We start from the raw sequence: 22,307 nt of genomic DNA, 5'->3' as shown, positions 1-22,307 counted from the left end.
ATCAGCCGGTGTATCCGGCGAACACCCGGGTGAAGTCCCAGTCGGACTGGTTCACGCCGGAACAGCTGTCGGCGGGGCCGCCGGTGCAGGGGCGGTCCCGGTTGGCGGACCAGAAGGTCAGCCGCGCCAGGTGGTGTTGCTGGGCGTAGGCGAGCATCGTCTTGAAGTCGTTGACCGTGACGGTCTCGTTCTGGTCGGTGATGCCGTTCATCGACGAGATGCCCATGGACCGGTAGGCCTGGTCGTCGCTGTAGCCGTACGCCGACTTCAGCGACTTCTTGAGCCCCTCGGCGGCCCGCACGGACAACTCGCCCATGTTCTGGCCGTTGCCGCCGAAGTTGAACGGCATGATCGTCCAGGCGTCCACCGTCAGGCCCGCGTCCGCCGCGCGGTTGATCAGGCTGGTGTCGGGGCCGTTCTGGCCGGTGCCGATGGTGATGTACACCTTCAGGCCGGGGTTGTCGGCCTTGACCTTCTTCAGGGCGTCGACCGTACGCTGCTGTACGGTCGGGCTGTCGTAGGCGTCGGCCTCGAGGTCGATGTCGATGGCCTTCAGCCCGAAGGCAGTGATGACCTTCTGGTAGGCGGCGGCCAGCTCGCCCGAACTGGAGCAGGAGCTCTCCAACTTGTTGCCGCTCCAGCCGCCGAACGACGGGACGACATCCCCGCCGTTCGCCCGCACGGTCTCGATGGTGCGCTGGTCGACACCGCCGGTCAGCGCCCGGCCGCCGTCCCACTGGGGGTTGCAGTAGCCGTTGCTGAGGACGAAGGCGAGCGTGAAGTACTTGACGCCGGTGGCGTTGCTGACCGTGGTGGGGTTCGGCGGGCTGCCCCAGCCGTTGTAGAGGTACGGCGCCACGGCCGGCGACGCCAAGGTGGCCGCGGCCTGTGCGGGGGGAGTGGAGAGCAGGCCGGTGGTGAGCGAGAGCGCGGTGAGGGATATGGCCGCAGGGAGGATTTTGGACATGCGCGCGGAAGCCCTTCGTGGGGGTGAGCAACCGGGGCCGCGTTCACCTTCTGAACGGTGAGTGCGTCTCGTGGGTGTCTGGTTGACCCGTGAACCTAAAGGTCTGGACCACTTTCGTCAAGACGTGAAGTAAGCTTTGGCAACAATTAATTGCGGCCCGCTCGGAACGGGCCGACCGGCCTCCGCGAACCCCGCCGCGGTACGTGGTACTTCTTGCCTTCCCGGCCCCGCCGCCGTACCAGACCGTCGACGATCCGCCTGGTGGCACCGATATGACGAACCGCCCGATGGGCCTGCGCCGCCGTCCACCGGCCGTGGGCCCCGAACGACTGCTCGCCCTCGGTGACGCCGTGTTCTCCATCGCGATGACACTGCTCGCGCTCGACATCACCGTCCCGGACGGCCTGCCCGAGACCGAGGTCGCCGGCGCCGTGGCGGACGCCGTGCCCACCGTGGGCGCCTATCTGCTCAGCTTCTTCGTCATCGGCACGCTCTGGCTCGTCCAGCACGGCCTGTTCCGACTGATCGGGACGCTCGACCGCTGGCTGCTCCTGCTCTACTTCGCGCTCCTGGCGGCGGTTGCCGCACTGCCCTTCCCGACCCGGCTGATCAGCGAGTACGGCGAGACGACCACGGCGACCGCCTGCTACGCAGGGGCGATCGCCCTGGCCGTGGCCCTGATGTGCGGCATGTACGTGCGCCTGCTCGTGAACCCCGACTCGGCGGCGCCGCACACCTCTCGCACGTTGCTGAAGGTGGAGATCCGGCACGGCGTCCTGCTGGTCCTCGTCTTCGCCACGTCGATCCCGGTGGCCTTCGCCTCACCGACACTCGCCAAGTACTGGTGGCTGCTGGCCATCGGGACGCGGCTGCTGTACGGCAGGCCGGCCGACTCGGGGGAGTGATCAGATCACACAGCCCACATGCGCCAGCGCCTGCTTCAGCAGCACCCCGTGACCACCCGGCATCTCGCTCTGCACCGCGGGCGACAGGGCCTCCTGCGGGCTGAACCAGACCAGGTCCAGGGCGTCCTGGCGGGGCCGGCAGTCGCCGGTGACCGGGACGACGTACGCCAGGGACACGGCGTGCTGGCGCGGGTCGTGGTACGGCGTGACGCCGTGCGTCGGGAAGTACTCCGCGACCGTGAACGGCTGGAGGGACGTCGGCACCCGGGGGAGTGCCACCGGGCCGAGGTCCTTCTCCAGATGGCGCAGCAGCGCGTCGCGGACGCGCTCGTGGTGCAGCACGCGGCCGGAGACCAGGGTCCGGCTGACCGTACCGTCCGGTCCGATGCGCAGCAGGAGGCCGATGCTGGTGACCTCACCGCTGTCGTCGACGCGCACGGGCACTGCCTCGACGTACAGGATGGGCATGTTGGCGCGTGCCTGCTCCAGCTCGTCGCTGCTCAGCCAGCCGGGCGTGGTTTCGGTCATGTCAGACATTGCTTGATCATACTTTCCGGGAATTGCGAACGCTCAGTCGCGAGGGGGACGGGGGACGGGGTCGGGCAGTCCGTAGAGGCGGCGGGCGTTGTCACCGGCCGCCCACGCCGCGATCCGCAGCGCGTCCGGCAGGCCCAGCTCATCGGCGTCCACCAGGTCCTGGAGCAACTCGCCCAGGCCACGGCGGAACGCCAGAGCGCCGAGCCGGTACAACTCGGCCAGACCATACGCGTCCGAGCTGTACAGCAGCTTGCGGAACGGGGTGATCTCCAAGGTCTCCGCCAGGATCGCCCGGGAGCGGGCGGGGCCGACGTGGTGCAGGGTCAGGCCCACGTCCAGGTACACCTGCTCGAACACCGCCGCCAGATAGGCGGCCTGCCGCTGGTACGGCCAGCAGTGCAGCAGCAGGACCGGGATGGTGCCCCGGGTGAGATGCAGCCAGTCCGTGAGATGGGTCGGGTCCACCCGGTGCAGCCGGATGTCGCTGTCGCCGAAGCCGGTGTGCAGCTGGAGCGGGAGTCCCAGGTCGACCGCCGTCCACAGCAGATGGCGGACCAGGACCGGGTCGGCCAGCCGGCCGCCGTCCGCGAGCCACTGCCGGGCCGCCGCGACGACGAGCGCGTCCGGTGGGCGGGCCGGGTCCAGATCGAATCCGGTGCGATAGGCGGCCACCGACTTCACGGCCACCACCCCCGGCCGGGCCACGGCCTCCTCCGCGGCCGCGCGGAACGCGGCGGGGTACGCCTCCGGTTCGACTCCGGCGGCCGCGACCGCCTCGGCCACCGACTCCAGCCGTACGACTTCGTATGCCGTCGCGCCGACGGTGCGCGCCAGCTCTCCGGGTGTGGTGATCGGGTGGGGCGTGTACCCGGTGTCGACGCAGAACACCTCGGTTCCGGCGGCGGCCAGCAGACGCCGGTCGACCTCGTCCCTGCCCAGTTCCGCCCGCCGTGCCAGATATTCTTCGGCGGGCGCGTGGCGCGGCAGGTCCAGCAGCGGTGCGCAGTGGCGGCGTACGGCGATACCGAGCGGGGTGTCGAAGGGCGAGGTGCCCGGCCAGGGATCGCCCTCGGTGAGCAGGGACTCGAAGCCGGCCCGGTCCGGTGCGGCGGTGACGATCCCGTGGCAGTGATGGTCCACCAGCGGCAGCGCCGCGAGCGTCTCGTGGACCGGTCCTGTGGCGCCCATGTCAGTACTTCCAGCGGTACGCGGCGGCCACCCGGTCGTCGTCGAGCCCGGCGACGGCGTCGATCTCGCCCTGCCGTACGGCGATCACGGCGTCCGCGAGCACCGGGCCGAGCGCGGCCCGCAGCGGCCGGTCGGTGCGGAACTCCTCGACGGCCTCGCCCAGCGAGGTCGGCAGCCTGCGCACCCCGCGCGCGGCGGCCTCCTGTGCGCTGAGACGGGCCGGGTCGCCGGTGATCTCCTCGGGCAGCCGGGCGCCCGATTCCAAACCGTCCAGGCCGGCGGCGATCAGACAGCCCAGGGCGAGATACGGGTTGGCGGCCAGGTCCACCGGCTTGACCTCCAGATTGGCCGCCTGGTCGCGATGGCCGGCCGTGCCGGTGACCAGCCGCAGGCCCGCCTCCCGTGTCTCCCGGCCCCAGGCGGTGAACACCCCGGCCCACTGCGAGGGTCTGAGCCGCAGATAGCTCGCCGGGCTCGGCGCGGTCACCGCGGTCAGGGCGGGGAGGTGGGCGAGCACACCGGCGACGAACGACTCGGCCTCGGGCCGCATCCCGTGCCGCCGGTCACCGCCCGCGTGCAGGTTCACCCCGGCACGCCACGCGGAGAGATGGAGGTGGCCGCCGTTGCCGACGCCCTGCCCGAGGACCGCGGGCGCGAAGGACACCGCGAGGCCGTGCCGCTGCGCCACCGCGCGGATCGTCTGCCGCACGAGCACACTGCGGTCGGCCGCCGCCACCGGGTCCAGCGCAGCCACCGACAGCTCGAACTGCCCGGCCGCGTACTCCGGATGGAACTGGTCGACTTCGACACCCTGCCGGGCGAGCGCCGCCAGCAGATCGGCGGAGCAGTCGCTCAGCTCGACCTGACGGGTGGCGCCGTACGCCGGACCCATGACCGCCGGCACGAACGCGCCGTCGGCTCCGGGCGGCCGGCCGACGGCCCACTCGATCTCGACGGCGGCCCGGAAGGTGACGTCGTGGCGTTCGGCGGCCTCCTGGACCGTGCGCCGCAGGAAGGTGCGGCCGCACCCGGGATGCCGCTCGCCCTCCTGCGTGATCCGGTCGACCGGAGCCCACGCCCAGCCGGGCTGGCCGGCGAGCTCCACCAGGTGATCGAGGTCGGGGTAGAGACGCAGATCGCCGTCCGGGGAGCCGAGGACGTCGGTGGTGACGATGGAGTCGTTCGCGAGGAACGTGTCGAACACCGGCGACATCCCGACCCCCCAGGCCGCCGCCGGGCCCAGCTTCGCCGTCGGGATCGTCTTCACCCGGCCGATGCCCGCCGTGTCGACGTAGGCCAGGACGATCCCGTGCACGCCCCGCCCGGCCAGCTCGCCGCTGAGCGCGATGGCCCGCTCGACGTCACCGGGACGCCCGCCCGGGACGGGGTCGGCAAGGGTGGTCATACGGTCTCCTCGACGAGCTCGGCCGTTACGCGGCGGGCCGGGTGTACCCCGCGGCCGTCAGGGTTTCACGCCGACCGCTCCGTACTGCGGCACCGCGGCGGGAGAACCGGCGGCGCGCCACTGCGAGCAGGACACCAGCCCCGGCTCCAGCAGCTCAAGGCCCTCGAAGAAGGCGGCGATGTCGGTGCCGCTGCGGGCCGTGATCGGCGGCGTGGCGTTCTCGTTCCAGAACTTCATCGCGGGGATCTGGCCCTCGCCGCCGAGTTCGGGGTCGAACGTCGGGTGGGTCAGGACCAACAGGCTGCCGGAGGGGACCGCGGCAAGGACGCGCCGAACGATGTCGCGGGCCTTGTCGATGTCCAGGACGAAGTTGAGGATGCCGAGCATCATCACCGCGACCGGACGGGCGAAGTCCAGGGTCCGCGCGGCGCGTTCGACGATGGCGTCCGGGTCGTGCACATCGGCGTCGATGTACGCGGTGACGCCCTCACGGGTGCCCGTCAGCAGGGTGCGGGCGTGCACCAGCACGATCGGGTCGTTGTCGACGTACACGATCCGTGAGTCGGGCGCGATCCGCTGGGCTATCTCATGGGTGTTGTCCGCCGTCGGCAGTCCGGTGCCGATGTCGAGGAACTGCCGGATGCCCTGCTCCTCGGCCACGAAGCGCACGGCACGCCCGAGGAATTCGCGGTCGGCGCGGGCGATGTCCCGGATGATCGGGAACATCCCGGCGACATGCTCGCCGACCTGCTGGTCGACGTCGTAGTTGTCCTTGCCGCCGATCCAGTAGTTCCACACGCGCGCGTTGTGCGCCACACCGGTGTTCAGCCTCGCCGGCCCGCCCGACGGGGTGTGGCCATCACTCACGACTCGTCCTCTCCTCGTACGAACGACCGAAACCGGTCGTCGTCGCCATTGTGCCGTTCCGTTGATCACGCTGTCCGGGGAATCGGCAGAGCAGGCGGGGCCGTTGGCGTGCGCGCGGGGAGAGGACGGCGGGCGGGCCCAGCTACTCGATCTCGCTGGGGGTCGCGGCCGGCGACTTGCCCTCCAGGACGTCCTTCAGACGCTGCGTGCCGAGTGTCACCGCCTGGTTGACGGAGTCCTGCTGGCCCCCGTCGAGGCCGCCCGCCGTGACGGTGATCGCGTCGGTGCCGACGCGCACGGCGGCGACGTCCTCGGTGAGGGTGGTCGGTTCGCCGTCCGAGGTGCCCTTCATGGTGATGCGCAGGCCGACGCGGTCGTCGCCCTCGTTGGGCAGCGACGTCTCGATGACCTGGACCGTGCGTTCCCCGCCGCCGTTGCCGGTGACGGTGAACTGGTCGCACTCCTGCGGCAGGGTCTTCAGCCACTCCAGGGATTCCTGCGGGTCGGTCCGCTCGTAGGCGGCCACCTGGTAGAGCAGCCGCGAGTTGCCCTGCTGGAAGCCGCGCAGCGCGGACGCCCCGGACGGCTTGCCCAGCAACTGGTCGGTGTAGAGGCCGTCGAGGAGCCGCTGGCAGTCCGCGGCGTCCGTCTTCCCGGTGAGGAAGTCGTCGACGTCGACATCGCCGATGAGCAGGCTGTCGTGCCAGTTGGCGACCTCGGAGTCCTTGACCTGTGTCCAGTCGTCCTCGATGTCGGCGGCGGTGATCAGCGCGGTCTCGGCACCGGACTCGGAGAGGGTGGCGGTCGGGGAGGGGCTCGGTGTCTGCCGGGCGACGGCCCCGGCCTGGGAGACGTCGCCGCCGTCGTCCGAGCAGGCCGCGGTGGTCAGCAACGCACCGACGGCCAGGGCCGAGGAGAGTACACGGACAGGACGGGACGTGCGACGGATCATCTGGGGTGCCTCCTGTGGGACGCGACGGGTGTCCCCAGCGCACCACCGGTCCCGACGGCCCACCAGCGGCGCCGGACCGTTCGGGTGAGCGCCGCGGGAGGACCGGTCCGTCACCCTGCGGGCCGCCCGTGTCCGTGCTGCCAGGCCCAGGCGGCGATCTCGACGCGGTTCCGGGCGGAGAGCTTCGACTGGACGCTGGACAGATGCGTCTTCACCGTGGACAGGGAGACGTACAACTCGGCGGCGATCTCGGCGTTCGTCCGGCCGAGGGCGACCAGGCGGACGACGTCGAGTTCCCGGTCCGTGAGGGGCTCCGCGTGCCGTGCCGGGGCGGCGGTGGTTCGCAGGGCGGTGACGTGCTTGAGCAGCCGGACCGTGACCGACGGCGAGACCAGCGAGTCGCCGGCCGCGGCGGCCCGGACCGCCTCCGCGAGGAGGGCGGGCCCGGAGTCCTTGAGCAGGAACCCGCACGCGCCGCCGCGCAGGGCCCCGTACACGTACTCGTCGAGATCGAACGTGGTCACCACGACCACCCGCATCGGGTCGGCCACCTGCGGTCCCGCCAGCAGCCGGGTCGCCTCCAGGCCGTCCAGCCTCGGCATCCGGATGTCCAGCAGGCACACGTCCGGCCGCTCCCGCCGGGCCAGCGCCACCGCCTCCTCACCGTCTGCGGCCTCGGCGACCACGGTGATGTCCGGCTGCGCGTCGAGGAAGAAACGGAAGCCGGTGCGGACCATCTCCTGGTCGTCGGCGATGAGGACGCGGATGGGCGCCCCGGACGGAGGTGGGGTGGTCATGGCTCGATCATGCCTGAGAGGCGGGGGCTCCCGGTGGGCCGAACCTCGGCTCGCGCATCGGGGGTACGCGCGGCAGTTGAGCAAGTACGCCGGCGGTGCGCCTCGGCCAGAAGGCCGGTGCCGGCTGCGGACCCCTCGGCCGATCGGCCGATCCGCGGCCGGTGCGGGCTCCCCTACGGTCATCGGCATGAAGTCCGCTTCGCCCCGCGGCTGTGCCCGGGGACTCGCCGTCGGCGTCCTGCTCGCCGCCTGTGTCGTCGACGTCTTCTACGCGGGTTCCGACGGCACGAGCGTCCTGCCGACCGCGAGCCCCGTCCTGCCGGCATCGGCCGTGCTGCTGGTGGGCCTGGCCGCCGTGCTGTGGCCGCGTCGGCGGCGGCCCGAGTGGCTCACCCCGCAGATGCGCACCGGCGTTCCCGCGGCGGTCTCGGCCCTGTACTCGCTGGGCTCGCCGGTGACCATGAAGGCGAACGTCTTCGGCCTCGGCGAGGTCCTGATCCTGCTGTGTCTGCTGTTCGTCGCCGTACGGCGCTGCCCGCCGCGCTGGGCCTGGCGGTGCGGCGCCCTCGACGCGGCGGCACTTCTGCTGCTGCCGGTCCGCCATCTCGGACCGACGGACTCGACACTGGCGCTCCTGATGGCCGGCCTGGTCCTCATGGGTGTCGTCGGCGGACTGGCCGTGTACCTGCGCACCCTGGACTACCGGCGCGGCCTCGCCGTCAGCGAGACCCGGCGCACCGAACGCCTCGCCATCGCCGCCGACCTGCACGACTTCGTCGCCCACCACGTCACCGGGATCCTCGTGCAGACGCAGGTGGCCCGCATGATGGCGCAGTCCCGGCCGCGGGACCTCGACCCGGTGCTGGCCGGCATCGAACGCGCCGCCACCGAGGCCCTCGCCTCGATGCGCCGCACGGTCGGCGTGCTGCGCGACGCAGGGGACGAGGTGACCGACCGCCGCCCGGTGGGCGATCTGGCGGGGATCGCGGAGTTGACGGACGGCTTCGCGAGCCCGGTCCAGCGGGTCACCCTGCGCCGCGATCCCGCCGTCTCCGACGCTCTGCCCCACGAGGTGCAGGCCGCGGCCTTCCGGGTCGTGCAGGAGGCACTGACCAACATCCGCCGCCACGCCGCCGACGCCACGCACATAGAGGTCCGCCTGCGGGACGACGCCGGCCGCCTGGAGGTGTCGGTCGCGGACGACGGCCGCGGCGGGACCCAGCTGCCGGCGGCGGCCCACGGCGGCGGCTTCGGCCTCGTCGGCCTGAAGGAGCGGGTCACCGCGCTCGGCGGCGCACTGCACGCCGGGCCCCGGGGCGGCGCGGGCTGGGAGGTGCGGGCGGTGTTCCCTGAGGGGAAGACCTGACGCCCCCGATTTCCGGTACCGATACCTTTCGGGCCTCCTTCGCTGTTCAATGAGAGCGAACGGTGTCCTTCCCGGCACCCGAGAGGAGCCGCCCCATGTCACCCGCCGCCGTCCCGCCCGTCGGCGCGCGCATCCGGCAGGCGCGCCTCGCCCATGGGACGAGCCTTCGGGCGCTCGCCCGTGAGATCGGCGTGTCGGCGAGCCTCGTCTCGCAGATCGAGAACGGCAAGAGCCAGCCCTCGGTGAGCACCCTGTACGCCATCACGACCGCCCTCGGCATCTCGATCGAGATGCTGTTCGACGCGGGAGAGGACGAGGCTCGGCCCACGGTCGCGACGGCGTCCGGGACGGCTCCCGGCACCGTCCTGCACGCCCTCGCGGCCTTCGCCGCCGACCCCGGTCGCCGTATCGGACCGCTGGTCACGCCGGACGAGCGGGAGGTGCTGGAGCTGGACTCCGGTGTGGTGTGGGAGCGGCTCGGCCATGTGCCCGGCACACCCGTCGACTTCCTTCGGGTCACCTATCGGCCCGGCGGCGCCTCCTCCGGCTCCGGCGGCCTCATGCGCCACGCCGGCACCGAGTACGGGTGTCTGACCTCGGGCGAACTGATCCTCACCCTCGGTTTCGACGAATACACAATGCGTCCGGGGGACGCCGTCTGCTTCGAGTCGACGACCCCACACCGCTACCGCAACGATGGAGACGTACCGGCAGTCGGTACCTGGTTCGTGTCCACCGAGATGTTCAAAGAGGGCCAGTGAGATGTTCAGTGACACTTGACACCCGACCCGGACAGTCGTTGACTCCGACGTGGGGGTGGTCGCCATGGCGATCCGCACATTCGGACCCAATGCCGTCGACTGGGAAGAGCGCCTCGACCTGGACCGGCTGCGCAGACAGCGGCTGGCCCGCCTCGACGAAACCCTGAACCGCTCCGCGCTCGGCGCGGTGCTCAGCTTCGACTTCGCCAACATCCGCTACATGACCGCCACGCACATCGGCACCTGGGCGATGGACAAGCTGATCCGCTTCGCCCTGCTGGTCCGCGGCGGCGAACCGGTCGTCTGGGACTTCGGCTCCGCCGCCCGCCACCACCAGTTGTACAACCCGTGGCTCGACTACAGCGACGGCAAGGGCGGCCCGCCGACCGGCGCCCGCGCCGGCATCTCCACGCTCCGCGGCGCCTTCCACCCGGACGCGGGCATCGCCGAGGACGTCGCAGCGAAGATCGCCGCCGAGTTGCGCGAGCACGGCCTGGCCGGTGAGCCGCTGGGCATCGACGTCGCCGAGATGCCGATCCTCACCGCCCTGCGCGCCGAGGGCATCGACGTCGTCGACGGCCAGCAGGTGTTCCTGGAGGCCCGCCGCATCAAGACCCCGGACGAGATCGGCCTGCTCACGCAGGCCTGCGCGATGGTGGACGCCGCCTACGAGGAGCTGTACGGCTATCTGCGCCCCGGCGTGCGCGAGAACGAATGCGTCGGCGTCGTCAGCAAGGTCCTGTACGACCTCGGCAGCGAGTACGTCGAAGGCGTCAACGCGATCTCCGGCGAGCGCTGTTCACCGCATCCGCACGTCTACAGCGACCGTCTCATCCGCCCCGGCGACCCCGCCTTCTTCGACATCCTGCACAGCCACCTCGGCTACCGCACCTGCTACTACCGCACCTTCGCCGTCGGCAGCGCCTCCGGCGCCCAGCGCGACGCGTACGTCCGCTGCCGCGAGTACATGGACCGGGCCATCGCCCTCGTGCGCCCGGGCGCCACCACCGCCGACGTCGTGCAGGTCTGGCCGCGCGCCGAGGAGTTCGGCTTCGCCGACGAGACGGCCGCGTTCGCGTTGCAGTACGGCCATGGCGTGGGCCTGTCGATCTGGGAGAAGCCGATCTTCAGCCGACTGGTCTCCCTCGACCACCCCGAGGTCCTCGAAGAGGGCATGGTGTTCGCCCTGGAGACCTACTGGCCCGCCGCCGACGGCTGGTCCGCCGCCCGGATCGAGGAGGAAGTGGTCGTCACCGCAGACGGCTGCGAGGTGATCACCAAGTTCCCGGCGGAGGAACTGCTGGTCGCGGGCCGCAAGTACTGGACGGTCGGCGGCGAGCTCGACACCCGCCGCGAGGCGCAGTCCCACCTCAACACCGGGACGCCCTGATGGAACCGGCCGAACTCCTCGCCGCCTACGAGCAGATGACCGTCATCCGCCGTACGGAGAAGGCCGCCCACGACCTGTTCCTGAAGGGCCTGGTCAAGGGCACCACCCATCTCGCCGCCGGACACGAGGCCATCGCCGTCGGCGCGAGCGCCGCCCTGCGCCCCGACGACTACGTCTTCGCCACCTACCGCGGCCACCATCACGCGATGGCGCGGGGCGCCACCCCGGAGGAGTGCCTCGCCGAACTCATGAGCCGGGCCACGGGGTTGTGCGGGGCCAAGGGCGGCTCCATGCATCTGACCAAGGCGTCCACCGGCATGCTCGGCTCCTACGCCATCGTCGGCGCCCACCTCCCGATGGCGGCCGGCGCCGCCTGGTCGGCCCGGCTGCGCGGCACCGACCAGATCGCCGGCGCCTTCTTCGGCGACGGCGCCACCAACATCGGCGCCTTCCACGAGGCGCTCAACCTGGCCGCCGTATGGAAGCTGCCCGTGCTGTTCGTCTGCGAGAACAACCTGTACATGGAGTACACGCCGATCGCCGACGTCACCGCGGTGGCCCGGCCCGCCGCCGACCGGGCGCCCGCCTACGGCATCCCGGGCGAGGTCGTGGACGGCAACGACGTCGTCGCCGTCCAGGAGGCGGTGGCCCGGCTCGCGGCGCGGGCCCGGGCGGGAGACGGGCCCGCACTGCTGGAGGCACAGACATACCGGCACTTCGGGCACAGCCGCGCCGATCCGGCGGCCTACCGTCCGGCCGAGGAGGTCGAACGCTGGCTCAAGCACGACCCGCTGGACCTGGCGCGGGGCCGGCTGGTCGAGATGGGGGTGTCCGAGGCCGTCCTCAGCGAGGCGGACGAGCGCGCGACGACCGTCGTACAGGAGGCCGTCGAGGCAGCGAAGGCCGCCCCGCCGCCCGATCCGGACCAGGCGCTGACCGACGTATGGGCCGACGGAGGTGCGGCGTGGCGGACGTGATCAGCTACCGGGAGGCGGTTGCCGAGGGCATCGCGCGGGAGATGCGGCGCGATCCGTCCGTCGTGTGCCTGGGCGAGGACATCGGCGAGGCGGGCGGGGTGTTCAAGACGACCGCCGGGCTGTTCAAGGAGTTCGGGCCCCAGCGGGTGTGGGACACGCCCATCTCCGAACAGGCCATCGTGGGGGCCGCCATGGGCGCCGCGATGACCGGGATGCGGCCCGTCGCCGAGATCATGTTCTCCGACTTCCTGGCCTGCTGCTGGGACTACCTCGCCAACGAGATCCCGAAAGTCCGGTACATGACGGGCGGCCAGGTCACCGTCCCGCTCGTGGTGCGCACCGCCAACGGCGGCGGGCTCGGCTTCGGCGCCCAGCACTCCCAGGCCACCGAGAACTGGGCGCTCACCGTGCCCGGCCTGAAGATCGCAGCCCCGGCCACCCCCGCCGACGTGATCGGCATGATGGCGGCGGCCGTCCGCAGCGACGACCCGGTCGTCTTCTTCGAGCACAAGGGGCTGCTCGCTTCGAAAGGCGCGCCCCCGCCGCCCGACCACGTCATCGAGCTGGGCCGCGCCGCCGTCGTCCGCGAGGGCGCAGACGTCACCCTCGTCGCGCTCGCCTCGATGGTGCCGGTCGCGCTGAAGGCCGCCGAGCTGCTGTCCGGCGAGGGCGTCGAGACCGAGGTCGTCGACCTGCGCTGCCTGGTGCCGCTGGACGTCACCACCGTACTGACCTCGCTCGGGCGGACCTCGCGGCTCGTCACCGTCGAGGAGAACCCGTACCAGGGCGGCTGGGGCGCGACGCTCGTCTCCGTCGTCGCCGACGAGGGGTTCGCTCTGCTGGACGCGCCGGTCAGGCGGGTGGCGGGGGAGTGCGTCCCGCTGCCGTTCGCCGACGCGCTGGAGGAGCGGGTGATCCCCACCGTCGAGAAGGTCGTGGCGGCCGTGCGCGGGCTCGCCGCCTACTGAACACCCCATGGGAGGAAGGGCGATGACCAATCGAACAGTCCTGCGTGGCGGTCACGTGCTGTCGATGGACCCCGACATCGGGGACCTGCCCCAGGGGGACGTCCTCATCGAGGACGGGAAGATCGCGGCGGTGCGGCCCGAGATCAGCGCCGACGCCGAAGTGCTCGACATGACCGGCCGGATCGTGATCCCCGGCTTCGTGGACACCCACCGCCACACCTGGGAGGCGTCCATCCGCAACGTCGCCCCCGACGCCACCCTGGACGACTACTTCGTCGACATCCTCGACACCTTCGCCCCGCTGTACACACCCGAGGACGTGTACGCGGCCAACCTCGCGGGCGCCCTGGAGTGCCTGAATGCCGGCATCACCACGCTCGTCGACTGGTCCCACATCAACAACACACCCGAACACCCGGACGCGGCGATCCGGGGCCTCGCGGAGAGCGGCATCCGCGCCCAGTACGCCTATGGCAGCGCCAACACCTCCCTCGCCGACTACTGGTTCGAGAGCAAGATCGCGATACCGGGCGACGACGTACGGCGGATCCGCGGCAAGTACTTCGCCTCCGACGCCGGCCTGCTCACCATGGCGCTCGCCACCCGCGGCCCCGGCTTCTGCGTCAACGACGTCGTCACCGCCGAGTGGGCGCTCGCCCGTGAACTGGACATCCCGATCACCGTGCACGTGGCCATGGGCCGCCTCGCCGGCCGCTTCGGCATGGTCAAGCAGCTCAAGGACCTGGGACTCCTCGGCCCCGACACCACCTACATCCACTGCTGCTACCTCCACGAGGACGAGTGGCTGATGGTCGCCGACAGCGGCGGCACGGTGTCCGTCGCACCGCAGGTCGAGCTGCAGATGGGGCACGGCTGGCCGCCCGTGATGAAGGCCGTCGAGTACGGGCTGCGGCCCTCCCTGAGCATCGACGTCGTCACCACCGTGCCCGGCGACATGTTCACCCAGATGCGCGCCGCCTTCGGCGCCGAGCGCGCCCGCGTCAACGCCGACTGCTGGAAGGCCAACATGCCGGTGCCGGACACCATGTTGACGGCACGACAGATGCTGGAGATGGCCACGCGCAACGGCGCCCACGTCGCCGGCGTCGAGGACCGTACCGGCTCTCTCACCCCCGGCAAGCGCGCCGACGTCGTCGCCGTCGACGCCACCGCCCTGAACGTCGCCCCGGTGCACGACGCGGCCGCCGCGGTAGCCCTGTCGGCGGACGTCTCCAACGTCGACACGGTCATCGTGGACGGCGTGATCCGCAAGCGCGACGGCAGGCTCGTCGCCGACGTCGACCGCGCCCGGCGGCTGGTCCAGGAGTCCCGCGACCGGCTCCTGGCCGCGAAGGAGGCGAAGAGCGCCGCATGACCCGACACCTGGTGCGCCTCGCCGCCGCTGTCCCGGAGCCGCCGTACGACGAACTCGGCTACCGGCGAAGGGAGTTGGTGGGAGAGGCGGACGGCAGCGTGCACACCGGCTTCGGCCTGTGCGAGCTGCGGCCCGACGGCAGGGTCGCTGCCCATGTGCACTCCTACGAGGAGAGCTTCCACGTCCTCGACGGTGCCGTCGTCCTCGACACGGCAGAGGGCTCGTACCTCCTCGAAGAGGGCGACTACGGCCTCCTGCCGGCCGGCGTCCCGCACGCCTGGCGCGGCGCCGGGGACACCGGCGGACGCTGGGCCGACATGCTCGCGCCGGTGCCACGCGCCCGCTACGGACACGACACCCAGGCCGTGCCCGCGCTGCCCGAGCGCGACCCGGTCCGTATCGACGTCCGTGACCCGCGCACCCGGTCCTTCGGCCACTTCGAGCCGGCGCAGATGGACCCCGGCAAGCAGTCGCAGGACCTGCTCGCGGTGTCGGCGAGCATGCGGACCGCGCTGCTCGTGTACAGCGGCATCACCGTGAAGATGATGGTCGACAGCGACCTCGGCGCCGTCGCCTCGACCATGTTCATGGTGCAGTACGCCCCCGACGGCGTCGCGGGCAGCCACGACCACCCCTTCGAGGAGACGTACCTGATCGTCGAAGGGCTGGTCGACGCCACCTTCGACGGCGAGCGGTACCGGCTCGGGCCGGGGGACGTCGCGTGGGCGGGCGCCGGCTGTGTGCACGGCTTCACCAACGCGGGGGAGGGGCCGGTGCGCTGGCTGGAGACACAGGCGCCGCAGCCACCGCCGCGGCACTCGTACCGCTTCACGCGCGACTGGGACTATCTGAGGGAGGCCCTGGACCGATGAGCAGTGTCCTTGTCGTGGGCGGTACGTCCGGCATCGGCCGCGAGTTCGCCCGCGTGCGCGCGGGGCGGGGCGACGAGGTGGTCGTCACCGGCCGGGACGCCCACCGCGCCGGCACGGCCGCCAAGGAGACCGGGGCCGCCCGGGGCCTCGCCCTCGATCTCTCCCGGCCGAAGGAGATCGCCGCCGCGCTCGCCGGGGTCGGACGCGTGGACCATCTGGTGATCGCGGGCATCTCACGGGACGAGAACCGGGTCTCCGACTACGACATCGAGGCCGCCCTGCGTCTCGTCACGCTCAAACTCGTCGGCTACACGGAGGTGGTGCACGCCCTCGGCCCACGGCTGCACGACGACAGCGCCGTCGTGCTGTTCGGCGGCCAGGCCAAGGAACGCCCCTACCCGGGGGCCACGACCGTGGCGACCGTCAACGCGGGCGTGCACGGCCTGGTGAACACCCTCGCCGTCGAACTGGCGCCCGTGCGCGTCAACGCTGTGCACCCCGGGGTCGTGGGGGACAGCCCGTACTGGGCCGGCAAACCCGAGGAGGTACTGGCGGGGCTGCGCGCCAGGACGCCCGGCGGACGGCTCGCCACCATGTCCGACGTCGTGGACGCGGTGGACTTCCTGCTGCGCAACCGGTCGGTCAACGCGGTCGAACTCGCCGTGGACGGTGGGTGGTTGCTGGGCTGAAGCAGGTACGGCTCAGCGCTTGAGGCCGACCGCCCCGTACAGGGACACGGGCTCGCCGCGGTCCTCGGCCTCAGGCGCTGAGCCGGGCCGCCAGTCCGACAGGGAGACGACGCCCGGCTCCCACACCTCAAGTCCCTCGAAAAGACGGCTCATCTCGGCGTGCGAGCGGGCCACGAGGGTCACCCCGCTCGCCGTGTAGGCCGCGATACCCCGACGGACGTTCTCCGGATCGAAGTCCGCCGTCATCGCCGACAGCACCAGACAGCTGCCCGGCGCCAGCGCGCCGACCAGCGTGTCCACGAGCTCCTGGGCGCCGTCGTCGTCCGCGATGAAGTGCAGCAGCGCGATCAGCGACAGGGCGACGGGGCGGTCCAGGTCGAGAACGGCGCCCGCCGCTTCGAGGATCCGCTCCGGTTCCCGCGCGTCGGCCTGCACATACTCGGTCACGCCCTCCGGGGTGCCGCGCAGCAGCGCGTCCGCGTGCGCGAGGACGATCGGGTCGTTGTCGACGTACACCACGCGTGCGTCCGGTACGGCGGACTGGGCGATCTGGTGCAGATTGGGCTCGGTCGGGATGCCGGAGCCGATGTCCAGGAACTGGCGGATTCCGGCCTCCTGGACGATCGCCCGTGTGGCCCGCTCCATGAACCGGCGGTTGGCGCGCGCGTGCCGCGGAGCGTCGCCCTGCATCGCGGTGATCCGGCGGCCGAGTTCCTCGTCGACGGGGTAGTTGTCCTTGCCGCCGAGGAACCAGTCGTAGACCCGGGCCGGATGGGGCCGGCTCGTGTCGATCCTCGATATGGCCGGCTCGGACCCGGTCACGCGACACTCCTGTGCTCGACGGCGGTGTGTCCGAGCAGTCTGTCACGATCATGAGGCCCGGCGGAGACTGTCTTCGGCCACCTCCTTGTCGAGCGAGGCCCGCACCAACGCCGCGGCCAGCACGGCCGGTTCGGTGTCACCGGCGAGGTCGACCAGCCGGTCCGGGTCCTGTGTCAGGCCGAGCCGCCGGGCGCCGGAGAGGGCCTTGCCGTCCACGCGCGGCGCCACCTCGGGCCAGACCCGCTGGACCTCGCGCAGGAAGATGTCGGCTCCGGCCGGGCCCATGCCGGGGAACTCCTCCAGCAGCCGGTGCAGTTCGCCGACGTCGCCGTCCGCCTCCTCCCGCAGCCGACGCAGATCGCCGTGCCACCGGTCGTTCAACAGCTCCGCCTCGTCGCCGAGTTGGGTGGCGGTGCGCTCGTCGTAGCGCCGGTAGCCGCCCCGGCCCAGGGCGTCCACCCGCTCCTGCCAGTCGGCGTCGGCCATCCGGCGCGGGTCGCGCAGCCCCGCCTCGTACAGGGCGCGAGCGGTGTCCACGGCGATCGAGCCGCGGATACGGGCGCTGAGCAGATGCGCCAGGACCAGCAGCCGGTACAGCGGCTGCGGGGTGTCGCGCAGCCGGATGCCCGCCTCCTCGGCGAACGTCTGCCCGTGCGCCCGCACCAGCTCCCGTACGACGCTCCGGTCGTCGCTCATGGCTTCAGCGGATCGTGGCCGATCGTCATCAACTGATGGCGTCGGCGCGCCTGTTCGGGCTCGGGTTCGTTCTCCAGGTCGGCCTCATCGGTCACGGTGTCCACGACGTCGTACATCACTCGGATGTCGTCGTCCGTGAGGTCCGTGCGCCGCTTCTGGAGGATGGCGAGGACGTGCTGCCCGATCGGCGGACCGGCCCGGTCCGGCAGTGGCTCGCTCTCCTCGTCGGCGTCGGCGACCCGCAGCCAGCCGGCCAGCTCCTGCGAGGTCATGTTCACCACGCGGTGGAAGTCCTCCCACAGCGCGTCGAGTTCGAGGGCGTCGGTCACGGTGTGCCCCTTGTCTCCGTGTCGTCGTCCGGTACGGCGGGTCATGTCACTCGTTGCGCGGCCAGTTCTCGGCGTCGAACATCCAGCGCTGCTTCTCCAGCTCGCTGGTGATGCCGATCAGCAGGTCCTGGGTCACCGGGTCCGGCTCCGCGGTGGCGGCGATGCGTTCGCGCAGCCGCTCGATGGCGGCGCCCAGGGTGTCCACGACCAGCTGGACGACCTCCGTGTCACGGATCCAGCCCTCCTTCGGGCCGGGCAGCGTGTAGGCGGCGGCGATCGTCTCCGGCCGGCCGTCGGGCGGCAGACCGAGCGCCGAAGAGCGTTCGGCGACGGTGTCGGCGTACGAGCGGGCGGTGGAGACGACCTCGTCGAGCTGGAGATGGATCGACCTGAAGCGCGGGCCCACGATGTTCCAGTGCGCCTGCTTCCCGATCAGCGAGAGTCCGAGCAGATCGACGAGCGTGCTCTGAAGTGCGTCCCCGGCGATGCGGCGGGCCGGTTCGGGAAGCGTGCTGTTCACCCCAGTCATTCCGGGCTCCTCCTTATGGCTTGGTCCACACCGGTACGGAGCGATGCGATGTCCACTCCGTGTCGGCGCGGGTGCCCAGGCCCGAACCGGTACAAACGCGGCGCGTCTCAGCGTGCGAGCACGCTGTCCAGGAAGCGGATCAGGTCCGCGAAGACCTCCGCCTTGTTCGTCTCGTGAAACACCTCGTGCCGGGCCCCGGCGTAGACCCGCTCGGTCACGTCCTTCCCGCGCAGCTCCTCGATCCCGACGCGGCTGCCGGCGAGCGGGACGAGCCGGTCGTCGTCGCCGTGCAGCCACAGCAGCGGCAGACTCCCGACGGCACCGCTCCTGGACACGGTGTCCAACATCCGGGCGAACGCCTCCACCGTCGGCCGCTTCATCGGCCCGTGCCACACCAACGGATCCCCCGTGTACGCCGCGCCCACCTCGGGATCGCGGGACAGGGCGGCCGGGCTGATGGGCGTGTCGGGGATCTCCTCACGGGCGAGCAGCCGCCGCGGCAGCTCCCAGTCGCCGATCACCGGCCCGGACAGCACCAGGGCGGTCAGCTCGTCGCCGTGCAGCTGCGCGTACCGTGCCGCGACGAGTCCGCCCATCGAGTGCCCGACCAGGACGAGCGGTACGTCCGGATGGGCGGCGCGGGCCAGCGCGGCGACGGCGTGCAGATCGGCGACCACGTCCTCGAAGTCCTCGATCACCACGCGCTCGCCCGCCGACCTGCCGTGCCCGACGTGATCCGGCCCGAACACGGCCGCGCCCCGGCTGACCAGCACGTCGGCCACCTCGGCGTATCGGCCCACGTGCTCGCCGTAACCGTGGGCCACGAGCGCGACGAAACCCGGCCGGGGATTCGGCCATTCGCGTACGACGATCGATCCCCGGCGTCCGTCCAGGGCATGCTCGCGGGTGTCGGCCATGGCTCCTCCGGCTGCGATCCGCAGTGGTCGGCTGCGTGATCGGTCGTGTTCGGCTGGGTCGGTGAAGGTCACCGGGGATCTTCCCAGGGTGCCGCGGCTCGGTCTATAGTCCAAAACTAGCGGTGCTAATTAACAGAGTGCCGTCCATACTGCCCGGTCAGGAGTCCTGTCGTGCGTCCCGTCCACTTCGCGGCCGCCCGCCGCACCCCCCTCGGCAAACTGCGCGGAGCGCTGTCCTCGGTCCGGCCCGACGACCTCGCCGCAGCCGTGATCAAGGGTCTCGTCGCCGATGTCCCCGCACTCGATCCGGCGCGCATCGACGACGTCTACTGGGGCGCCGCCAACCAGGCCGGCGAGGACAACCGCAACGTCGCCCGCATGGCCGCGCTGCTCGCCGGCCTCCCGGAGTCCGTGCCGGGCGCCACGGTCAACCGCCTGTGCGCCTCCGGCCTGGAGGCGGTGACGACGGCCGCCCGCACCATCGCGGCCGGCGAGGCCGACATCGTGCTCGCCGGCGGCTCCGAGTCCATGAGCCGCGCCCCCTTCGTCCTGCCCCGCCCCGACGAGGCGCTGCCGCACCGCATCGAGACATACGACACCCGGCTCGGCTGGCGGCTGGTCAACCCGGCGATGAAGGAACTCCACGGCCTGCTGGCGATGGGCGAGACGGCCGAGGAGGTCGCCGGGCGCTACGGCGTCTCCCGCGAGCGGCAGGACGAGTTCGCGCTGCGCAGCCACCAACGGGCCGCCGACGCCCGCAAGAACGGCCACTTCGACGACGAACTCCTGCCCGTGACGCGCCCCGACGGCGTCCTCGTCGACAGCGACGAATGCATCCGCGAGGACACCTCGTACGAGAAGCTGTCCCGGCTGAAGCCGGCCTTCCGCGAGGGCGGCACCGTCACCGCGGGCAACGCCTCACCGATGAACGACGGCGCCGCCGGACTGCTCCTGGTCAGCGAGGAGTCCCTGAACGAACTGGGCCTCGAATCCCTGGGCCGCTATGTCGCAGGCGCCTCCGCGGGCGTCCACCCCGACCTCATGGGCATCGGCCCGGTCCCCGCCACCCGCAAGGCCCTGACCCGAGCCGAATGGGCGATCTCCGACGTCCAGGAGGCCGAGTTCAACGAGGCGTTCGCGGCGCAGGCACTCGCGTGCGTGGACCAGCTCGGGATCGATCCCGAGCTGGTCAACCCCAGCGGCGGCGCCATCGCGCTGGGCCATCCGCTCGGTTGCTCGGGCGCGCGGATCCTCACGACGCTGCTGCACCGGATGCGGCGGACGGGCGCGGAGCGAGGGCTTGCGACGATGTGTGTAGGTGTGGGGCAGGGGAGCGCGGTGCTGGTGGAGAGGCACTAGCAATCTCCCAACTGGCGAGACGGTCCTTACCTGTACCTGTTGTCTGCACATACCATCGGTCTCCGCATGGACACGATGACGCTTTGGCACATAACAGGCTGGGAGTTCGCCGCGCTCGCCTTCGCGGCCCTGCTCGTCGGCTTCTCGAAGACAGCGGTGAGCGGGGCCAACACGGTCAGCCTGGCGATCTTCGCCGCCGTCCTGCCCGCCCGTGCCTCCACCGGCATCCTGCTGCCGATCCTGATCGCCGGCGATGTGCTCGCCGTACTCACCTACCGGCGGCACGCCCACTGGCCCACCCTGTGGCGGCTGTTCCCCGCGGTCGCCGCCGGCGTGGTGTTCGGCACGCTGTTCCTGGTCTGGGCCGACGACGCGATCGTGAGGACGTCGATCGGCGCGATCCTGCTGCTGATGGCGGGCGTCACGGTGTGGCGCCGCCGTACGGCCGAGAAGGAGGCCGAGCCGGACTCGGTCGCCACCCGGGCCGGCCGGGTCAAGGCCCGTTCGTACGGCGTCCTCGGCGGCTTCACCACGATGGTCGCCAACGCGGGCGGCCCCGTGATGTCGATGTACCTGCTGTCGGCGGGCTTCCGCAAGCTCGGCTTCCTGGGGACGTCCGCCTTCTTCTTCCTGATCGTCAACGTCTCCAAGGTGCCCTTCAGCGCCGGGCTCGGCCTCATCGACGGGAACTCGCTCCTGCTGGACGCGGCGCTGGTGATCTTCGTCGTGCCCGGTGCGGTGCTCGGCAAATGGGCGGTGGACCGCATCAACCAGCGGCTGTTCGAGCAGCTCGTGATCGCGGCGACGGTGGTGGGCGGCCTACAACTGCTGCTGCGCTGATCCGCGCAGTTCCGTCAGCAGGGCGGGCAGATCGGCGAACGAGTCGATCACATGGTCCGGCGTACCGCTCGCGTCCCGATGCGTCTGAGGCAGATACTTGCCGGTCCGCACCAGCACGCCCGTGACACCGGCCCGCTGCGCCGCCAGGACATCGGACTCGATGTCGTCGCCCACCATCACCGCCTCGTCGGCACCGGCCCCGACATGCGCGAGCGCGGCCTCGAAGAACGCGGCCGACGGCTTCCCCGTGATCTCGGCCTCGACCCGCGCGGCCTTCTCCAGCCCGGCCAGGAACGCACCGGCGTCCAGCCGCAGTCCCTGGTCCGTACGCCAGTACAGATTCCGGTGCATGGCCACCAGCCGCGCCCCGCGCTGGAGATACCCGAAGGCCCGGTCGAGCGCCGCGTACCCGAACTCGGGCCCGGCACCGCCGACGACCACGACGTCGGGCACATCCGTCTCGTCCTCGCCGACGACCGTGATCCCCGCCAGGTCCTCCGCGATGTCGCCGCTGTTCAGCAGCGCGACTCGGGCGCCCGGGAAGTGCTCGGCGAGATGGGCGGCGGTGACGGCGGGCGCGGTGAGGATGTCGTCCGCGGACACCGGGAACCCGGCGTCCGCCAGTGTGCGGGCGATCGACGCCCGGGTCCGCGAGGTCGTGTTGGTGACCAGCGCGACGCCGAACCCCGCCTCACGGATCTCCCGCAACGCCTCGACCGTCTTGGGCAGCGGCCGCCACGAGACGGTGAGGACTCCGTCGATGTCGATGAGGACGGCCCGTACGGATCCCATACCAGGA

At 71.5% G+C, this 22,307-nt stretch carries 23 protein-coding genes and 1 pseudogene; 11 read left to right on the top strand and 13 right to left on the bottom strand.

Annotated elements, in window-relative coordinates; all coding sequences use genetic code 11:
- Window position 1 precedes the first annotated feature (1 nt).
- Window positions 2–871, bottom strand: a pseudogene (locus ACFPQ9_RS02735) (chitinase); the annotation flags it as partial.
- Between the two features lie 368 nt (window positions 872–1,239).
- Between ACFPQ9_RS02735 and ACFPQ9_RS02730 the strand changes: the two are divergent.
- On the top strand, window positions 1,240–1,872 hold the full coding sequence (locus tag ACFPQ9_RS02730) for a TMEM175 family protein (protein WP_380845864.1): 633 nt from the start codon (window positions 1,240–1,242) through the stop codon (window positions 1,870–1,872).
- On the opposite strand, the gene ACFPQ9_RS02725 is transcribed toward ACFPQ9_RS02730, so the two are convergent.
- From ACFPQ9_RS02725 to ACFPQ9_RS02700, 6 genes are all read right to left on the bottom strand, one after another.
- Window positions 1,873–2,400: an NUDIX hydrolase family protein gene (locus ACFPQ9_RS02725; protein WP_380848355.1), complete on the bottom strand. Its 528-nt coding sequence runs from the start codon at window positions 2,398–2,400 to the stop codon at window positions 1,873–1,875.
- Between the two features lie 42 nt (window positions 2,401–2,442).
- Window positions 2,443–3,597 (bottom strand): amidohydrolase family protein, encoded by a 1,155-nt coding sequence (locus ACFPQ9_RS02720; RefSeq protein WP_380845861.1) that lies wholly within the window; start codon window positions 3,595–3,597, stop codon window positions 2,443–2,445.
- A 1-nt stretch (window position 3,598) separates the two neighbouring features.
- Window positions 3,599–5,002 (bottom strand): type I glutamate--ammonia ligase, encoded by a 1,404-nt coding sequence (locus ACFPQ9_RS02715; RefSeq protein ID WP_380845858.1) that lies wholly within the window; start codon window positions 5,000–5,002, stop codon window positions 3,599–3,601.
- Window positions 5,003–5,059: 57 nt separating this feature from the next.
- On the bottom strand, window positions 5,060–5,869 hold the full coding sequence (locus ACFPQ9_RS02710; RefSeq protein ID WP_380845855.1) for an SAM-dependent methyltransferase: 810 nt from the start codon (window positions 5,867–5,869) through the stop codon (window positions 5,060–5,062).
- Between the two features lie 142 nt (window positions 5,870–6,011).
- Window positions 6,012–6,821, bottom strand: coding sequence for a hypothetical protein (locus tag ACFPQ9_RS02705; RefSeq protein ID WP_380845852.1), 810 nt, complete (start codon window positions 6,819–6,821; stop codon window positions 6,012–6,014).
- 110 nt (window positions 6,822–6,931) lie between these two features.
- Window positions 6,932–7,618, bottom strand: a complete 687-nt coding sequence (locus tag ACFPQ9_RS02700) for a response regulator (RefSeq protein WP_380845849.1) — start codon at window positions 7,616–7,618, stop codon at window positions 6,932–6,934.
- A 187-nt stretch (window positions 7,619–7,805) separates the two neighbouring features.
- On the opposite strand from ACFPQ9_RS02700, the gene ACFPQ9_RS02695 reads away from it, so the two are divergent.
- The 8 genes from ACFPQ9_RS02695 to ACFPQ9_RS02660 all read left to right on the top strand — a co-directional run bounded on the left by ACFPQ9_RS02695 (window position 7,806) and on the right by ACFPQ9_RS02660 (window position 16,016).
- The gene (locus tag ACFPQ9_RS02695) at window positions 7,806–8,984 is read left to right on the top strand and encodes a sensor histidine kinase (RefSeq protein WP_380845846.1); all 1,179 of its coding nucleotides are present in this window, start codon (window positions 7,806–7,808) and stop codon (window positions 8,982–8,984) included.
- Between the two features lie 95 nt (window positions 8,985–9,079).
- Window positions 9,080–9,745 (top strand): helix-turn-helix domain-containing protein, encoded by a 666-nt coding sequence (locus ACFPQ9_RS02690; protein WP_380845843.1) that lies wholly within the window; start codon window positions 9,080–9,082, stop codon window positions 9,743–9,745.
- Window positions 9,746–9,809: 64 nt separating this feature from the next.
- A complete protein-coding gene (locus ACFPQ9_RS02685; RefSeq protein ID WP_380845840.1) occupies window positions 9,810–11,135 on the top strand; it encodes a M24 family metallopeptidase in 1,326 nt (441 codons plus the stop codon).
- A complete protein-coding gene (locus ACFPQ9_RS02680; RefSeq protein WP_380845837.1) occupies window positions 11,135–12,112 on the top strand; it encodes a thiamine pyrophosphate-dependent dehydrogenase E1 component subunit alpha in 978 nt (325 codons plus the stop codon). The genes ACFPQ9_RS02685 and ACFPQ9_RS02680 overlap by 1 nt, the downstream gene beginning before the upstream one ends.
- A complete protein-coding gene (locus ACFPQ9_RS02675) occupies window positions 12,100–13,080 on the top strand; it encodes an alpha-ketoacid dehydrogenase subunit beta (protein WP_380845834.1) in 981 nt (326 codons plus the stop codon). The genes ACFPQ9_RS02680 and ACFPQ9_RS02675 overlap by 13 nt, the downstream gene beginning before the upstream one ends.
- Before the next feature lie 22 nt (window positions 13,081–13,102).
- A complete protein-coding gene (locus ACFPQ9_RS02670) occupies window positions 13,103–14,455 on the top strand; it encodes an amidohydrolase family protein (protein WP_380845831.1) in 1,353 nt (450 codons plus the stop codon).
- Entirely contained in the window at window positions 14,452–15,327 is an 876-nt protein-coding gene (locus tag ACFPQ9_RS02665) for a cupin domain-containing protein (RefSeq protein WP_380845828.1), read from the top strand. Before ACFPQ9_RS02670 ends, ACFPQ9_RS02665 begins: the two co-directional genes overlap by 4 nt.
- Entirely contained in the window at window positions 15,324–16,016 is a 693-nt protein-coding gene (locus ACFPQ9_RS02660) for an SDR family oxidoreductase (RefSeq protein ID WP_380845825.1), read from the top strand. The genes ACFPQ9_RS02665 and ACFPQ9_RS02660 overlap by 4 nt, the downstream gene beginning before the upstream one ends.
- A gap of 12 nt (window positions 16,017–16,028) precedes the next feature.
- Here the strand turns inward: ACFPQ9_RS02660 and ACFPQ9_RS02655 are convergent, their stop codons facing one another.
- The 5 genes from ACFPQ9_RS02655 to ACFPQ9_RS02635 form a co-directional block, all read right to left on the bottom strand.
- Window positions 16,029–16,838, bottom strand: a complete 810-nt coding sequence (locus ACFPQ9_RS02655) for an SAM-dependent methyltransferase (RefSeq protein WP_380845822.1) — start codon at window positions 16,836–16,838, stop codon at window positions 16,029–16,031.
- Window positions 16,839–16,886: 48 nt separating this feature from the next.
- The gene (locus ACFPQ9_RS02650; protein WP_380845819.1) at window positions 16,887–17,534 is read right to left on the bottom strand and encodes an endonuclease; all 648 of its coding nucleotides are present in this window, start codon (window positions 17,532–17,534) and stop codon (window positions 16,887–16,889) included.
- Entirely contained in the window at window positions 17,531–17,863 is a 333-nt protein-coding gene (locus tag ACFPQ9_RS02645; protein ID WP_380845816.1) for a DUF3140 domain-containing protein, read from the bottom strand. Before ACFPQ9_RS02645 ends, ACFPQ9_RS02650 begins: the two co-directional genes overlap by 4 nt.
- Before the next feature lie 46 nt (window positions 17,864–17,909).
- On the bottom strand, window positions 17,910–18,392 hold the full coding sequence (locus ACFPQ9_RS02640; protein ID WP_380845813.1) for a Dps family protein: 483 nt from the start codon (window positions 18,390–18,392) through the stop codon (window positions 17,910–17,912).
- 107 nt (window positions 18,393–18,499) lie between these two features.
- Complete coding sequence (locus ACFPQ9_RS02635) at window positions 18,500–19,309, bottom strand: alpha/beta hydrolase (RefSeq protein ID WP_380845810.1); 810 nt, start codon at window positions 19,307–19,309, stop codon at window positions 18,500–18,502.
- Window positions 19,310–19,480: 171 nt separating this feature from the next.
- On the opposite strand from ACFPQ9_RS02635, the gene ACFPQ9_RS02630 reads away from it, so the two are divergent.
- Together ACFPQ9_RS02630 and ACFPQ9_RS02625 are read left to right on the top strand one after the other, a co-directional pair.
- Window positions 19,481–20,668, top strand: coding sequence for a thiolase family protein (locus tag ACFPQ9_RS02630; RefSeq protein WP_380845807.1), 1,188 nt, complete (start codon window positions 19,481–19,483; stop codon window positions 20,666–20,668).
- Between the two features lie 66 nt (window positions 20,669–20,734).
- Window positions 20,735–21,508, top strand: a complete 774-nt coding sequence (locus ACFPQ9_RS02625) for a sulfite exporter TauE/SafE family protein (RefSeq protein ID WP_380845804.1) — start codon at window positions 20,735–20,737, stop codon at window positions 21,506–21,508.
- Here ACFPQ9_RS02625 and ACFPQ9_RS02620 read toward each other — a convergent pair.
- Entirely contained in the window at window positions 21,488–22,300 is an 813-nt protein-coding gene (locus ACFPQ9_RS02620; protein WP_380845801.1) for an HAD-IIA family hydrolase, read from the bottom strand. The genes ACFPQ9_RS02625 and ACFPQ9_RS02620 overlap by 21 nt on opposite strands.
- Window positions 22,301–22,307: the final 7 nt, after the last annotated feature.

This window comes from Streptomyces coerulescens, from assembly GCF_042657965.1.
GTDB classification, from domain to species: domain Bacteria; phylum Actinomycetota; class Actinomycetes; order Streptomycetales; family Streptomycetaceae; genus Streptomyces; species Streptomyces coerulescens.
The sequence above is the reverse complement of the archived record's forward strand: the minus strand, read 5'-3'. Positions and strand labels throughout refer to the sequence as shown.

What these genes read in the sequence shown, in the direction of transcription:
- ACFPQ9_RS02730 (WP_380845864.1), top strand. Translation starts at nt 1,240, where the DNA reads ATGACGAACCGCCCGATGGGCCTGCGCCGCCGTCCACCGGCCGTGGGC.
- ACFPQ9_RS02725 (WP_380848355.1), bottom strand. Translation starts at nt 2,400, where the DNA reads ATGACCGAAACCACGCCCGGCTGGCTGAGCAGCGACGAGCTGGAGCAG.
- ACFPQ9_RS02720 (WP_380845861.1), bottom strand. Translation starts at nt 3,597, where the DNA reads ATGGGCGCCACAGGACCGGTCCACGAGACGCTCGCGGCGCTGCCGCTG.
- ACFPQ9_RS02715 (WP_380845858.1), bottom strand. Translation starts at nt 5,002, where the DNA reads ATGACCACCCTTGCCGACCCCGTCCCGGGCGGGCGTCCCGGTGACGTC.
- ACFPQ9_RS02705 (WP_380845852.1), bottom strand. Translation starts at nt 6,821, where the DNA reads ATGATCCGTCGCACGTCCCGTCCTGTCCGTGTACTCTCCTCGGCCCTG.
- ACFPQ9_RS02700 (WP_380845849.1), bottom strand. Translation starts at nt 7,618, where the DNA reads ATGACCACCCCACCTCCGTCCGGGGCGCCCATCCGCGTCCTCATCGCC.
- ACFPQ9_RS02695 (WP_380845846.1), top strand. Translation starts at nt 7,806, where the DNA reads ATGAAGTCCGCTTCGCCCCGCGGCTGTGCCCGGGGACTCGCCGTCGGC.
- ACFPQ9_RS02690 (WP_380845843.1), top strand. Translation starts at nt 9,080, where the DNA reads ATGTCACCCGCCGCCGTCCCGCCCGTCGGCGCGCGCATCCGGCAGGCG.
- ACFPQ9_RS02685 (WP_380845840.1), top strand. Translation starts at nt 9,810, where the DNA reads ATGGCGATCCGCACATTCGGACCCAATGCCGTCGACTGGGAAGAGCGC.
- ACFPQ9_RS02680 (WP_380845837.1), top strand. Translation starts at nt 11,135, where the DNA reads ATGGAACCGGCCGAACTCCTCGCCGCCTACGAGCAGATGACCGTCATC.
- ACFPQ9_RS02670 (WP_380845831.1), top strand. Translation starts at nt 13,103, where the DNA reads ATGACCAATCGAACAGTCCTGCGTGGCGGTCACGTGCTGTCGATGGAC.
- ACFPQ9_RS02665 (WP_380845828.1), top strand. Translation starts at nt 14,452, where the DNA reads ATGACCCGACACCTGGTGCGCCTCGCCGCCGCTGTCCCGGAGCCGCCG.
- ACFPQ9_RS02660 (WP_380845825.1), top strand. Translation starts at nt 15,324, where the DNA reads ATGAGCAGTGTCCTTGTCGTGGGCGGTACGTCCGGCATCGGCCGCGAG.
- ACFPQ9_RS02650 (WP_380845819.1), bottom strand. Translation starts at nt 17,534, where the DNA reads ATGAGCGACGACCGGAGCGTCGTACGGGAGCTGGTGCGGGCGCACGGG.
- ACFPQ9_RS02640 (WP_380845813.1), bottom strand. Translation starts at nt 18,392, where the DNA reads ATGACTGGGGTGAACAGCACGCTTCCCGAACCGGCCCGCCGCATCGCC.
- ACFPQ9_RS02635 (WP_380845810.1), bottom strand. Translation starts at nt 19,309, where the DNA reads ATGGCCGACACCCGCGAGCATGCCCTGGACGGACGCCGGGGATCGATC.
- ACFPQ9_RS02625 (WP_380845804.1), top strand. Translation starts at nt 20,735, where the DNA reads ATGGACACGATGACGCTTTGGCACATAACAGGCTGGGAGTTCGCCGCG.
- ACFPQ9_RS02620 (WP_380845801.1), bottom strand. Translation starts at nt 22,300, where the DNA reads ATGGGATCCGTACGGGCCGTCCTCATCGACATCGACGGAGTCCTCACC.